General features: G+C 51.2%; 12 protein-coding genes. All 12 read right to left on the reverse strand.

What is annotated here, in order from left to right; all coding sequences use genetic code 11:
* Nucleotides 1–258: 258 nt before the first annotated feature.
* The 12 genes from AC2A06_RS16985 to AC2A06_RS17040 are packed head-to-tail and all read right to left on the reverse strand — an operon-like array spanning nt 259 to nt 13,592.
* Complete coding sequence (locus AC2A06_RS16985; RefSeq protein WP_484381060.1) at nt 259–1,296, reverse strand: hypothetical protein; 1,038 nt, start codon at nt 1,294–1,296, stop codon at nt 259–261.
* Complete coding sequence (locus AC2A06_RS16990; RefSeq protein ID WP_484381061.1) at nt 1,293–2,288, reverse strand: ACP S-malonyltransferase; 996 nt, start codon at nt 2,286–2,288, stop codon at nt 1,293–1,295. The genes AC2A06_RS16985 and AC2A06_RS16990 overlap by 4 nt, the downstream gene beginning before the upstream one ends.
* Entirely contained in the window at nt 2,263–3,663 is a 1,401-nt protein-coding gene (locus AC2A06_RS16995; protein WP_484381062.1) for a hypothetical protein, read from the reverse strand. Before AC2A06_RS16995 ends, AC2A06_RS16990 begins: the two co-directional genes overlap by 26 nt.
* Complete coding sequence (locus AC2A06_RS17000) at nt 3,663–4,490, reverse strand: outer membrane lipoprotein-sorting protein (protein ID WP_484381063.1); 828 nt, start codon at nt 4,488–4,490, stop codon at nt 3,663–3,665. Before AC2A06_RS17000 ends, AC2A06_RS16995 begins: the two co-directional genes overlap by 1 nt.
* 24 nt (nt 4,491–4,514) lie before the next feature.
* Complete coding sequence (locus AC2A06_RS17005; protein ID WP_484381064.1) at nt 4,515–5,267, reverse strand: SDR family oxidoreductase; 753 nt, start codon at nt 5,265–5,267, stop codon at nt 4,515–4,517.
* 20 nt (nt 5,268–5,287) lie between these two features.
* On the reverse strand, nt 5,288–6,613 hold the full coding sequence (locus tag AC2A06_RS17010; protein ID WP_023489362.1) for an ABC transporter permease: 1,326 nt from the start codon (nt 6,611–6,613) through the stop codon (nt 5,288–5,290).
* Nucleotides 6,610–7,305, reverse strand: a complete 696-nt coding sequence (locus tag AC2A06_RS17015) for a hypothetical protein (protein ID WP_484381065.1) — start codon at nt 7,303–7,305, stop codon at nt 6,610–6,612. The genes AC2A06_RS17010 and AC2A06_RS17015 overlap by 4 nt, the downstream gene beginning before the upstream one ends.
* Nucleotides 7,286–7,999, reverse strand: coding sequence for an ABC transporter ATP-binding protein (locus AC2A06_RS17020; protein ID WP_023489360.1), 714 nt, complete (start codon nt 7,997–7,999; stop codon nt 7,286–7,288). Before AC2A06_RS17020 ends, AC2A06_RS17015 begins: the two co-directional genes overlap by 20 nt.
* Nucleotides 7,996–8,763: a hypothetical protein gene (locus tag AC2A06_RS17025; RefSeq protein ID WP_484381066.1), complete on the reverse strand. Its 768-nt coding sequence runs from the start codon at nt 8,761–8,763 to the stop codon at nt 7,996–7,998. Before AC2A06_RS17025 ends, AC2A06_RS17020 begins: the two co-directional genes overlap by 4 nt.
* On the reverse strand, nt 8,763–9,815 hold the full coding sequence (locus tag AC2A06_RS17030) for an ATP-binding protein (protein ID WP_484381067.1): 1,053 nt from the start codon (nt 9,813–9,815) through the stop codon (nt 8,763–8,765). The genes AC2A06_RS17025 and AC2A06_RS17030 overlap by 1 nt, the downstream gene beginning before the upstream one ends.
* Nucleotides 9,808–11,037, reverse strand: a complete 1,230-nt coding sequence (locus AC2A06_RS17035) for a beta-ketoacyl synthase N-terminal-like domain-containing protein (RefSeq protein ID WP_484381068.1) — start codon at nt 11,035–11,037, stop codon at nt 9,808–9,810. The genes AC2A06_RS17030 and AC2A06_RS17035 overlap by 8 nt, the downstream gene beginning before the upstream one ends.
* Nucleotides 11,034–13,592, reverse strand: coding sequence for a beta-ketoacyl synthase N-terminal-like domain-containing protein (locus AC2A06_RS17040; protein WP_484381069.1), 2,559 nt, complete (start codon nt 13,590–13,592; stop codon nt 11,034–11,036). Before AC2A06_RS17040 ends, AC2A06_RS17035 begins: the two co-directional genes overlap by 4 nt.
* Nucleotides 13,593–13,753: the final 161 nt, after the last annotated feature.

Here is a 13,753-nt window from a genome sequence, read left to right on the forward strand (position 1 = left end):
ATATTTCATGTGTGCATAAAATTAATAACATCATCGGCAAGCGATGGAAGCGCTAGTCACATGCCAACTAAATGAACTCAGGGTGAGAGACAAATCGGCCAGGAGCGGATTTGAACGCGGTATGCCTCAGGGTAGAGGTTAATAACTGCAGCCAACACCGCTGCAGCTTTATTGATGACGGGTATATTTATCAGTGAGGTGCGACCAAGCAGGCCGCACCTTCTCTAGTGGCTAGTATATTGCTACTGCATTATGTCGTCATTTTATTGCCTTAGGATTGGCATGTGCTAGATAACGTTTACGCATTTCCAGTGCTTCATTGAAATTACTGTATAGAGTCTGATAGCGCTCCACACAATAGACTGCCAGGAGCGGCAACAGCGCGCAGAGATAGAGCGGAATAAATTGTGGTGTGATATGCCAAGCAGCAAAAATCAGACAGATCACGATGCTCCATAACAGCGTAGCCAACAACCAGATTAGAGCACGTTTAAAGCGAGTCAGTTTACTGGTGAATGACCAGGGAGCAAACGGTGCCGCGTCAGTATCTAGCGTACCATTCAATATTTCCCCGAATATCACATAACGTCTTGACCGGCTGGCAAACGTCAACATAAACAGTATCACGATACCCATGAGGATCATAAACGCGATGACAAAGGCAGGGTCTGCGTAGCCAGCGGCTAGGCTAAATGCGGGTTTACGAGCAATGGGAAATACCAAGGCGAAGTTTATCAGCAGGCTCAATAACAAATCTTCAGCCACATAGCCTGGCAGGCTGCGTTGCCGGGGGCGATAAGCATTGATATCGTTGTAGGAGTTTAACGCGAGTATGATATTGAACGGGATCGATTTATTTAGCTGGATCAGCATCAAGGTAGGCAATATCACGACGCCAAGTAACGCAATCAAGGTATAGCGCCAGTCTGCACCGCCCAGCCAAATCAGGCAACTTAACGCGACCACCAAGCTCAGGGTCACCAGAGAAGCCCAAAAAGGTCGGTATAGTAATTTAGCCATCCCCTCGATATTACGCTGTGTATAGCCCGCCAGCACTTCCGGGCTTTCGAAAGCCCGTGCGGTAAATATGCTATATGCCCAATAGCCCCGGCCATCGCGCATCATGGTCCAGACGATGGACAGACAAATCGCGCTTAACCCGGTGATAATCTCCAGCAAGGTGATGTCAATCGCATTGCGAATCAATGACGAAGTCAGAATGCTGGAGGTCAGCACCACAGGTATTATCGCTACCCGTAGGTATTTTTTACTAAAAGGAGCAAATCTTGGGATCATGCGGCCCTTAACCCCGCTTGCTGGAGTTGACTGCCCACAATATGGTAATAGTGCTGAATGTGATAATCCTCGCGAGAGCCATAATGCTCTGCGAGCAGATGGCTGAGGGTTTTCTTATTACTGATCTCCAGATAGCGGCAGTACCCCATTTGTGCCCACTGATCCATGCTTTCACGCCAACGTACAGTATGGGTAAGATGCAGCGCCAGGTTTTCTTTGATCTGGGCCACGTCATTTTCCGCTTTAGCGCTATAGTTCATGATCACGGGGCGGGTGGGTGAAGAGAAGGGCAGGCTAGCCAATGCCTGACGCATCTGAGTTACCCCTTCACTCATCAACGGCGTATGCCAGGCACCATTGACGCCCAGCTTGATAGTATTCACCCCGCTACGCGTGAGATGGTTGATCAGCGTCTTTACCGCTGTCAGTTCACCACCAACCACTTGCTGTTGCCGCCCATTATCGCAGGATACATTCAATACATCCCACAGATCCAGATTGTCAATATGCTCGCATAGTGCCTTATAGCTGTAAGGTTTGACCACATACATCGCCCCTTTGCGCTGTTCGGCCAGATTTTGCATGATGGAGGCTCGTAACGTAATAGCGCGAAACAGCGTTTCCAAATCCATCACTCCAGCAGCATAGAGAGCGGTGTATTCCCCGGCACTGTGCCCAGCATATCCTGTTTCCAACACAGGGTCCCGCTCACGTAACGATGTCAACATCGCTGTGTTAACAGTAGTGACAGCCAACTGTTGGTAAACGGTTTTAGTCAGACGCGTCATCGGCCCTTTCTGACACAGCTTGCGCACGTCCAGCCCAGAAACATCGCTGGCACAGTCCCATACTGCTCTGGTACCGACTGAGATGTCGCAAACATCGCTGCCCATACCGATGACTGGGGAGCCCTGGCCAGGGAAGATCATCATCCAACCTTGGGCCATATTAGTGGTGATGTCTGTATCACCAATTGATTCGTATACCTGCATAGATATTTCCTTTTTCTCCGAAGGTGCCAAATTCACTGTCCTTGCTGCCGAAACTGGCTGCAACACCGGTATAAACCTCAATACTGTTTTTTAACGGCGTGCTTAAATGCAGATTCAGTATATTACTACCATCCGCCAGATTGGCCATGCCAGAGACTGACCAGTCGATATTGCCAACCTGTCCTTTATTGGTGCGGATATAAAGTGTGACATAGTGCTTTCCGAGCAGATTTCCACCACGGGCAACATTGTCGGTTTCTGCCGCCATCATGCGGGAGTAAAGTTGATAGGATGCGCGATAAAGTGCGGCAATCTCTGGCGGTAGTGGATTGGCATAACCGCCATTAACGAAACGGATAGTATCGAAGTTATCCTTCCACTCACTGCGGCTGTAGCCTTGACTCTGGCCGTAATATTCCGCGCCGTATTCGGTTTGATCGTCGCTGGTGTAACGTAAACCAGCACCGATGTCTGCTTGAGCACCGTCAGAGCGCATTTTGTATGGCACTTGTACAGAACGATACTCACGTATGGCACGTGCTGATGCGGTGTCCAGATGACGCCAGGTCTGCCCATGAGAAACCGACCCTTCAACACTGAGGATCAGCTTATCTGTCAGGTTGCCGCTGGTGCCGATTGCCAGCGTTTTCTGGTTGCCAGCAAGTACGGATATGGTCGGGTTGAAGGTTTTCAACCCGGTGGCGGTATAGCTGGCATAATATCTGTCTGTGCTGTTGGTCCGCTGCAGCGGATCCCATTCAGAGGCAGCTTCCTGGCGCTGAGTGTTACGCTTCAAGCGCGGAAAGGCCGCCAGTGTGTAGGTGCCTTCATTGCGATACAATGAATTGCTGACACCATAAGCGCCTTCATCATAAAAATTACGCCAACGATCCGCTAGGCCGAAGATACGGACGTTACGAATGTTGCCAATGATATTGCGCGATAAATCAAGGGGAGCAACAGAGAACAGATAGCCGCTGGTTTTGCGTATCTTACCGGCATCGATGTACCAACTGTCACTGGCTTTCCAGCTGCCGACCACCTCGTTGATAACGCCAAACCCTTGACGGCGTCTATCCTCCAGAGTTCCCGGCTGACGGGCATGGGCAACATATTGCCCACTGGCTTGCGCCTTGACGCTGAAGGTGTCAGTCAATTTACAGAGCCCGACACTGGAAAGGTACAGGTTGGCAGCGGTGTTATTACGAAACGCCGGACTGTCGAACTGCCACAACGAGGCAGAGGTATGGGAGGAAACCCCCTCAATACCCGCATAACCACGTTGTAGCTGGCAATCAACTGCCCAACTGGCATCACTGTAGGTGCCAGCCAACAACAGCATACCGGTAACGGAAAGCCAGTTAGTCGCCATCATCAATTCAGTCTCATCAGATACTCTTTCTGGAAGTAACTTTCCGGCAACGATTCCAAACGGACGTCGCTATAACGCATGGTCGTGTAGTTACCTTTTTGCAGAGCATCCTCTACGACGATAGTCGTTGGCCGCATTTTGCCCAGCACCTGCTGAAAATCGCGATAATAGGAACGCTTGAGCAAGACGCCATCGGCAGAAAGAAAATCGGCCCGGTTGGGGAAGCCAGTCTCTTTATCTACCCAATAAGTGATGGCCGGGTAGGTGACATGGGGCCAGCGGCGTTGCAATGAAAGTTTGTAACAGGTTTTCTCCCCACAGGCTTCCTCACCCACCAACTTGGAGATATAGGAATAATCGAAGTCAGCGGCCACCACGTCACCGTTAGAGACCTGGCCCATCAGGCGCTGTTGGCGTGAGATAGGGATCGGACGCCGTAGATCAGGGGAGTAATACCACATTTTGTCCAGGTCGGAGAGCAAGGCTTTGCCTTTGTCACGCACTGGAGAGACAAAGCGTACCAGTGCCCGTGCATCCCCTTTCTCTACTTGCTCAGAAGGTTTGTAGAAACGCATGGAGACATCCAGCACCTGCTGGTTCTCTGTCACGTCACGCCCCCCTTTATGTTCGAGCAGGGTTAAGGTGTAACGGAAAGGTTGATCCGGTGCGCGCACACGATCGGCGCGGCGGATAATTTCGCGCGCACGCTGATCTTCTTGAGTCAGGCTGTTCAATTGGTCACGTTCAAGTGAACTCGGCGCTTGTTCTGCTGCTTGAGCTAGACCTGAAAGGCCCAAAAATATTAGGCATCCAGCGAGTTGACGTTTCATTGTTATAATCCTTATTGACAATACTTAGGGTTCAAGTGTCATGCCAAGATCGGCCATCAGGGTGGCACCACGTATCGCGCTTGACTGGTCAGAGACCAAAAAAGCAGTGATGTTGGCCACTTCTTCCGGCTCCACCAGCCAACGACGTGGTTTACTTTCGTAGCGCTCGAACATCTCGGGCCACAGCTCTTTCAAGAACGGCATCATATCGGTATTCACCATCCCAGCGCAGATACCGTTGACTCGGATCTTGCGGTCATACAGTTCTACTTCCAGGTAGCTCACCAGGTTTTCCAACGCTGATTTAGCAATGCCGAGCGGGTAATTTGGTAATACGCGCCGGCTACCCAGGCTGGAAATTGCACAAATTGTGCCGCCTTCAGTCATCATCGGAACGAGTTCCTGGACGCAGGCGGTGTTGCCAATCAAGTTAGTATTGAGCAACAGTTTCCAGTCATTGCGTGTCATCTCCATAAAGGGTTTGAACGGCGCAGCGGCGGCATTCAGCACGAGGTGATCGATCCGCTCGATACCCTCTTGGCGCAGCTTTTTCATCATTTCACTGATATCACGTGGTTCGGCGATATCCGCTTTAGCCAATGTCACCTTGACCCTGGTTTCTGCTGCTACAAAACGTTGCAGGTTGGCGGCACTTTTTCCCTGATCCTTGCGGTAGTTGAGGATCAGATCGTAGCCCTCTTGTGCCAGCTTTTCAGCGATAGCCATGCCAATGCCACGGCCAGCGCCAGTGATGAGTACAGTTTGTCCTTTTGACATCTTTTTTCTCCCTGAGAGTATTAAACAAAGCGGAATGCTTCCGCAATCACCAGTTTCGAGGCCCGGCGAGCCGGGATAATGGATGCGATTAATGCGGTTACCAGTGGTAACGCACAGGAGAACCAGAAAAGATTGATATCCTGATCCCACATCACAAAAGCCAGATAACCTTGGGTGTAGCCCGGAGACGGCGGCATTGGTATTCCATTGATATTGATGAGTGTAGCAATCAATATGCCAAAGCTGACGCTTAGCACCGAACCAATGATGCCGATGATGATCCCCTCCAGCACAAACAGGCGACCAATATAGGATTGGTTGAGGCCTAAGGCGCGCAACGTCGCAATTTCCCGAGTACGTTCAATCACGTTCATCATCAGCGTATTACCGATCATGAACACTACAATGACGCTGACAATCGATTTGATGAACAGGAAAATCCCTTCAAACAGGTTAACCACCTGATGGTAGAAAATCGCCAATTCATCCCAAGAGCGCGATTCCAGGTTGAGCTTTTTATCGCTGATCAACTGATTGATGCGCGCCAGTACTCTCTCGGTTTGCTCGGTGTCCTGCAACATAATGATGATTTTACTGACACCGTCAGTCTGCAACAGGCGCTGGGCAGTTTGCAGCGGCATTTTGATTGCCGTATCGTCATACTCTTTGATACCAGACTGGAAGACGCCTCTCACCTGGGAAGACATGGCATTTTGCCCACCCTGCGGGTTGACCACCAACATATCTACCCAATCGCCATAGCCTGCAGAGAGGGCATTGGCGATACCCGAACCGATGGTAATCTCCTGCGGCCTAACCCGTGACAGGTCGCTACCCGAAATGATTCTATCGAGAGAGCCCAGCACCAAGGAGGTTTGTGGTTCAATCCCCACACCGGTAAAGAAAGTAGAGGTTCCTTTGTCGTATTGCGAGATGATGCCGCTGAATGCCAGTTGACCGGTAATGGTGGTGATCTTCGGTGCTATCACTGGGTCGGCCAGCAGAATATTTTTCACCTCATCGTAATTATTGATGGTGTACTGCAGCGAATTGTTAGCACCACTGCTGAGATACCCTTTCTCGTACAATTGGATATGACCGAGGTTGGTACGGATGGTTTGCTCACGCAGGGCCCAAAACGAATAATCGACAAAGCCACCGAAGATAAATACGGCCACGCCACCCAGCGTGATAGCCAGCAGCGTGACTCCAGAACGGCGGCGCTGGCGGAACAGGTTGAGGAAGGTGTAACGGATATCCGTGGGTTTACGGATCGCCGTTATTATCACCACCAACAGTGCATAAACAATAATAATGTTGGAGATCCAGAACAAGATATTCATCATAGCGGTATCTCCGCCAAGGGTTGGAGAATGTTTTTCAGTTCAGCCGGCGTCCATGCTGGTGCCGCACGGCCTTTAAGAGCAGCGAGGCGTTTCCCTTCTTCACCCAGTTGAGCCAGTGATGCCAATGCGGCTTTGGCATCGCTTTCGCGTTGGCAATCGGTTAGCGCGTTCGCCGACATCAGTAATATCATCGGTTTCAAATCGGCCGGTACGGCTGGATTCTGTTGTAAAAAGTTCAGATCTTGCAATGCCACAACGCAGCGGCCATTGGATGCAGGAACAAAGGCATCCATCCTGGCCCGCAGGTAGCGCATCTGCCAGTCATTTTCATCCGTTTCTGCTGCTTCATCAATGTAGAAAAAACCCAGTTTTGAGCTTTCTGCTGCACGCATATAGTTCTTCTTGAGCAGGAAATCCTTAGCCATAAACAGCTGTGCATAGCCAGAGAACATTTTGGCCATGCGGTAATCTGGGTGCTGTTGATACAGCATTTGTAACTGACTGGCGGCGTTGGTTAATGAGTCCATTGAGGCTTGAGCATTAACCCCCAGGATCATCTGTAAACGCGTGTTGTTGTGCACACCCTGTTGCGGTTGGGCTACATTGTTAGCTTGTGAGTTGCTAGCCTGTGAAAGGCCGCTGGTCAATAGCAATATAGCGACGGCATAACGTTTAAGCGGTAAGAAAATCATTTTCCAACTCCCCATCCCTGATTTCCAACACCCTTTTGGCCTGATCGCGCAACGATAATGAATGGGTGGAAATAACAAATGTTGTTTTCAGTTCTTGATTCATGGTGAGCAGAAGATCGATGATTTCCTGCCCAGTGCGGGTATCCAGATTGCCGGTGGGTTCATCGGCGACGATCAGCCGTGGGCGTTTCACCAGTGCACGGGCAATCGCCACGCGTTGTTGTTGCCCACCGGAAAGTTCGCCTGGTGTGCGTTTGTAATGTGCCGCCAACCCTACTTTCTCAAGCATATCCATCACTTGGCCTTGTGCGACTCGGCGGCTAAAGCCGTTGAGCATCAGCGGATAATAAACGTTGTCAAATACGCTTAGCACTGGCAGTAGGTTAAAGAATTGAAAGACAAAACCAATGGCGTCTGCGCGCAAGCGTGCAGTTTGCTTGTCATTAAGCATGGAAAGATCGTTACCCAGCAGATAGACATGGCCGCTGGTGGGGTAATCAATCCCAGCCATCAGATTCAACAGCGTACTTTTACCGCTGCCGGAAGGCCCACACAGCGCGATAAATTCACCATCATGAATTTCGGTGGTGATTGATCCCAGTGCCACTATGGCACCCGTGCCTTTACCGAATTTTTTGCTGGCCTGTTGCATCGACACAACAGGTAACGGTTGTGCAGTTTGTAGGGTGGTCATGGTTTTCCCCGATAATTTGACGGTAAATTAGAAGCCTCTTCGACCAGTAACAGGCGGTAATCGGCAGAAATTTCGTACACCAGATAGCCATCGCGATTGATCCATGAATGTCGGCTTATCCCTGTGCTGCTGTCGGTCGTTTCTATCAGGCACAGATCATTAAACGGTTTCGCTATCCCTGGTAGCTGAAGGTCGGTCATGCTGACATAACGACTCTGAGTCAAGATGATATCGCCACTGATGGGCACCAGCACTTGCTCACTGCGTTCGGTGCCCACGAGTGTTGAATGGCAGGGGATCGGAAAACGCAATGAGAATAGGGTGTACTCAAATTGTGTTTTATCGATACTTTTCTGCCGGTTTCCCTGCTGATCGGCAATATTTAGCGTCAGTGCCGCTGCCTTCGCCGGCATCTCGCCTTTCACCGTGCGTGTGTTGCCATCATTGTCCTCAGATATACGGTAGCTCAGGCTGTTATCCACCCCGTAGAACACCTCATCCTGATAGCGGTAATGGTGTGTGTTGAGCAATACTCTCCAGGAAAATACAATGCTGGCTTGTTGCACATAACGGCTATGTTGCTGATCCCAACGTTGAGTGACGCGGTGTTCGCCGATTGGTTTTTCCCCCCGTACAGGCAGGATGCGGTACACAGCATGGTAATCCTTGAACGTCTCGGCCTGTAGCGGCTTGGCTTGTAACAGCTTAGCTTGTAATAGCATAGCCGTTAACGCCATCAGCAGTGGAAACCCGTAACGCATCATTATGGCTGCTCCTCTGGTACCCAGCTTTCCAACAGCCAAGCACCACCTTCACCATCAAGCACACTGAGCAAGCTATGCCCGCTGTTCTTGCTTTGCTGCAGATATTGCCAAGCCAGCGCTGGGTTCATACAGCCGCTGTCGCCATAGAGATCACTGAGTGATACACAGACTTGGCTGGCCGGTAATTGCTGGAAAGCCTGTTGCTGCATAGCACGTAATGACAGCGCTGGTGGCGTGACGCCCAATACGGCATGGGTATCGGAGCCAAGAGAGCCTTTATATTGCTCTGCCAACTGCATGGCTCGCTGTTGCGGTGAGCCAGTCAGGCTCTGGTAGTCGCTCAGGTGTAAAGTTACCCCCTGGCCCGCTGCTTTTTTCAGGATAAGGCAGCCGACGCGCTCAACGCTGAATTGGCAATTGGCTGGCACTTCTCCCCGCTGCTTGGATGACGGAAAACGTTCGGTTTCCGAAAAAACCAGCACCGGGAAACTGCGGAATTGGCCACAGATAATGACGTTATCGGCCATATTGCTGTTTAGGCAGTCTTGTGCCAGCAGCAGGGCATTCATCAAACCATTACGTTCTCCGCGTAATTTGCAGGTGAAATCCTTGATGCCATAATCACGCACGATACTTTTGGGCAGAATGTCGACGCTGAGTGAATCGCGCCAGCTATTGATCCCTTCAATGGTTGAAGTTTCTCCCCAAGAGTCGACATAAAACAGGGCATTGCGTTCATGGCGCAGGTGGAATTCCCCTTTGCTGCCCAGTTGTGCCACCGCTTGAGTGCAGGCGGTATTCATGCTGTTTAACCAGTCGCGATAATTGGCTTTGCGCAACGCCTCTTCAGGCAACATGTCACTGTCTACACCGAAACGGCGGAACAACCATTGGCTGCTGCCCGCTTTGGCATTGGCTTTTTTATGCTGCCAAGCTTCCCATACATTGTACCAGCTCGGCGAAAACCGCCGCATCGGCAAACGGGGTTCAAGCAGGGAAAACCCCACCAGATTAATGGCTGCGGCCGGTATCACTCGTTTCACCTCATTCATTTGCACCCTCCCAGTTAGCGGAGATCACCATGGCGATCGCTGAACCGTCGAGCCCGATGCCTGATTTGATAATGTGCTCTTTTTCCAATGCCAACGGCGGGCTATCGGCATGAACGTGAATTTGCAGCGTTTCATCAATAGGATAACGACTGGTCAGCGCTAGGAGACGGCGTTGTTGCAGAGCATCAGCAATCAGCATCAGATCGAGCAGCCCGCAACAAGAGACCATATAACCTAACTGGCCTTTGTAGCTGACGACCGGGACCCCAGCTTTTCCCCACAGTTTTTGCAGCGCCATCGCCTCGGCTTTGTCACTGGCGATCACCCCATTGGCATGGGGGAAAACGCAGGCAATATCTTGCGGTGACAGATCGGCATCTACCAGCACGCGTTCTAGTGTTTGAGCGATAGTACGGAAATCGGCGGTAAAGGAACTGCTTCCCCGGCCGCCACTGCTCTGGCAAAACATCGAACTACGTAATATGGCGCTCGGTTTAAAGCCTCGTTGCTGAGCGTGTTGCCCACTTTCAAGGATCAACGCGACGACACCGTTGGTGGGTAAGATACTGCTGTTATGGTTGCTAAAGGGCTGTGAACTGCCTTCCCCCAGCATATCTTGCCCGCCAAGAAAGATGATGTCCTGAGTCTGCGTTTCCAGCCAGCCAATCACTAACACCAGATCAACCTCTCCGGCGGCAATGGATGACTGAGCAAGATGGACTGCCGCTAAAGCAGAGTTGCTAGCACAATAGAGCGAAACCGCCGGCCAACTGAGCTGATAGGTTTGCGTCAACTGTTTTACCAGCCGATCCTGATCAAAATTGCTGGCATGCAACCGTTTGATTTTTGGAAAGAACAGCAGCTCTTCCTGATCGTTGCGATCCTGATAGCCTAGGTAATCGGCGATGTCAGCACGCTGACCATGGCCGACCAGATAAACTCGCACTCGTTTTCCCTGCAAATGTTCCTGACCTAAACCAGCCTTGGCTAAAGCTTGGTCAATCACTGGTTGCAGGCGAGAAAACGCCGAGCCGAAGGGTTGAGCTTCGGGTACATAGTGCGGGTTACAGCTTAAACGCAGATCCTGCCATTCACTTTCTGTGGCAAACCACGGCTGTGAACCGATCAATCTGCCTTCCACCAGACCATTAATCAGCGCCGGAAAATCCGGCGCATAGGCACTGGTCACGCCCCAACCGCTGAGGGCGACGTTATCAATCACGCCATACTCCTCAGCAGTACGGCATAATGGTTGCCTCCTTCCGTGGCACCTAGCACCAGCGCGGTACGGACATTTTTCTTTAACGGTTTGGTGACAAACGCGATATCGTCAGCAGCGAAATGCTCGGTATACGGGATAGGCAGTATTTCGCCGCGCTTCATGATCTCGGCGACCACAGCGATGTTGAGAATACCGATGCAAGATTCCACCAAGCCAAACCAGCCGTTATAGTTAACAAACGGCAGATTGCGACGAGCTTCACCAAACACTTCGCGAATTGCCCCGATCTCAGTGGCATCACGCAGGGGAGTACCATCGCTGGTACCACAAACCAGATCCACCTCTTCCAGCTTGATATCGGCTTCCTGCAAGGCTTGGCGGATAGCGGCCACCATCGATTCGACCCTGGCTGGAATATCATCTTGCTTAAAGAAGCTGCCGTCGTTGGATTTACCGTAACCGGCGATCTCGGCGTGAATATGGGCGCCGCGCTCTTGGGCGTGCTGTAAATCTTCAATCAACAGCATGCCAGCCCCTTCACCCGGGACATAGCCCTTGGCATCTTGACTGTAAACCTTGAAATCCGCCGGATCGCACGTCAACTGCAGATCGCTGTTGAGCGCCAACAGATAGATAGCAAATGTCCCCATGTTTTCATCAGCACCACCGACAATCACTTGAGGTTGCACAGATTGGCGGATTAATTCATAACCATAAGTCAGCGCTCCCAGCCCAGCGTTGATACCGGTTGCCAGCGAGGTGTTATAGCCTTTGATCCCTTCGGAAATGGAACAGAAGGTGGAGATAGCATTCATCAGTGACCCAGGGAATTCCGAGGTGCGCACTTTGGTTGGGTCAGGGAACAGGCTCTCAAGGTAGCGAACCACCGTTGATTGTGGCCCTTTTGACATCCCCAGGATCATGCCCAGCGTTTGACCGTCGCGTTTGATTTTACGCCCAGCATCAGTCATTGCCTGGGTAATGGCCAGCAGGGCAAAGGTGCTGATGGTATTGGCTTTGCGCGGATCAAAACGGCGCAGCGTTTTACGCGGATCCAGGTCTAATACCTGGTGCACGCCTGAAGGTTTACTCAGTTTGCTCGTCATATCCGTTTCGCCGAAATTGTTCTGCATGTAGTCAACCACTTCATGGTTGTTCTTCATGGTATTGACGATTTCGCGAAATTCCTGGCTGGTAGAGGAGTCCAGTTCCAGAGGATGAAGCTGAGAGATCGGCGCCTGCGCCCACATTTTTTCCAGTATGCTGTGCAGCGTGTGGCCCACAGAACTGACAGCCCCCATCCCAGTGATGGCGACACGTTTAGCCTGGTATTGGCTCGCTGGGCTCTGTTCTGGCTTCACGCTGGCTATCACACAGCAGTTGTTACCGCCGAAGGCATAGTTGTTCTTCATGAACATTTTGACTTCGGCTTCTTGGAACTCATTAGGCACGTAGTTGAGATCGCAGTTCGGGCGTGGCGTGCTAAAGTTGAGCGTTGGCAGGATCTTGTTTTCTGGCAACGTCAGAAAACAGGCGATGAGCTCAATAATCCCTGCGGAACCGATATTGTGGCCGACATAGGCTTTGGTCGAACTCACTGGAATATCCATGATATTCGGGAAGACCTTCTTCATGGCTAAGGTTTCACAGCGGTCGTTGGCCTCGGTACCGGTGCCATGGGCATTGATATAATCAATATCCGTTGTCTCGATTTCTGCATTTTGCATTGCGTGGCGCATGACTTGCACCGCACCGTCACCGCGTGGGTCTGGAGCAGTTTCGTGGTAGGCATCGCAAGAGGTGGCATAAGAGACCATTTCGCCGTAGATGGTGGCACCACGGGCGATAGCGTGTTCGTATTCTTCCAGCAATAACGCCCCCGCACCTTCACCAATTGACATTCCTGGCGTGCCGGAGAACGGGCTTGATGGGGTGCGCTTCATGGCGTGCAGCGCGTAGAAACCGGCAAAGGTCGGCAGGTAGATAGGTTCGGTGCCTACGACCAGAACCGTAGGGTTTTTGCCGTTCTGGATCAGGTCATAGCCGATCCCCATGGCGTTGGTACTGGCTGTACAAGCGGTGGCAACCAGTTCAAAACCGCCCTTTAGTCCCAGCAGTGAAGAAACAATGGCACAACAGGAAGAAAAACTACCTGAAACCATCGCTTTTTTCAGCGAGAAACGCTCCATCTGATGTTCGATCAGCGGCATAAACGCTTCGGTACCGGCCGAGGAAACACCGATAATCAGTCCCGTTTTATCGCGGAGCACACCATGAGGTAATTGCCCCTGATCTAAGGCTTCGTGACCAACCTTGTAGGCCCACAGGGCAGCGTTGTCCAATGAGGCGACGGTTTCAGCAGAGAGTTCTGGCCAACTCAACGGTTGCAACACCTCGGAGGCATTCGCATCCTCAAACCATTCGAGATACTTTTTGCTGGGTTTTATCCCACAGGTTTTATTCAGCAGTGCCTGTTTAAAATCGGCAACGTTATTGGCAATGGAAGAGAGGTGACCCATACCGGTAATCACCACTCTTTTGCGAGTGACTGTCATAGTGTCTTCCGTGTCAGCAAACCAGAAATCGAATGTGGATACGCCATGTTTCCATGGCGTACATAGTCCCATACTTCAAATTACTTGAGTGTTAGCTGCGCTCTGTCATCCCCAGCCACAGGGTTAGCTATGTGACTGGGGATTTCATCGATTGCCGCGTT

It is taken from the genome of Serratia sp. HNCC26DJ244, from assembly GCF_057180565.1.

Bases quoted from the DNA above. Each gene is read 5' to 3' on its own strand.
- AC2A06_RS16985 (WP_484381060.1), bottom strand. From the start codon at position 1,296: ATGATCCCAAGATTTGCTCCTTTTAGTAAAAAATACCTACGGGTAGCG.
- AC2A06_RS16990 (WP_484381061.1), bottom strand. From the start codon at position 2,288: ATGCAGGTATACGAATCAATTGGTGATACAGACATCACCACTAATATG.
- AC2A06_RS16995 (WP_484381062.1), bottom strand. From the start codon at position 3,663: ATGATGGCGACTAACTGGCTTTCCGTTACCGGTATGCTGTTGTTGGCT.
- AC2A06_RS17000 (WP_484381063.1), bottom strand. From the start codon at position 4,490: ATGAAACGTCAACTCGCTGGATGCCTAATATTTTTGGGCCTTTCAGGT.
- AC2A06_RS17005 (WP_484381064.1), bottom strand. From the start codon at position 5,267: ATGTCAAAAGGACAAACTGTACTCATCACTGGCGCTGGCCGTGGCATT.
- AC2A06_RS17010 (WP_023489362.1), bottom strand. From the start codon at position 6,613: ATGATGAATATCTTGTTCTGGATCTCCAACATTATTATTGTTTATGCA.
- AC2A06_RS17015 (WP_484381065.1), bottom strand. From the start codon at position 7,305: ATGATTTTCTTACCGCTTAAACGTTATGCCGTCGCTATATTGCTATTG.
- AC2A06_RS17020 (WP_023489360.1), bottom strand. From the start codon at position 7,999: ATGACCACCCTACAAACTGCACAACCGTTACCTGTTGTGTCGATGCAA.
- AC2A06_RS17025 (WP_484381066.1), bottom strand. From the start codon at position 8,763: ATGATGCGTTACGGGTTTCCACTGCTGATGGCGTTAACGGCTATGCTA.
- AC2A06_RS17030 (WP_484381067.1), bottom strand. From the start codon at position 9,815: ATGAATGAGGTGAAACGAGTGATACCGGCCGCAGCCATTAATCTGGTG.
- AC2A06_RS17040 (WP_484381069.1), bottom strand. From the start codon at position 13,592: ATGACAGTCACTCGCAAAAGAGTGGTGATTACCGGTATGGGTCACCTC.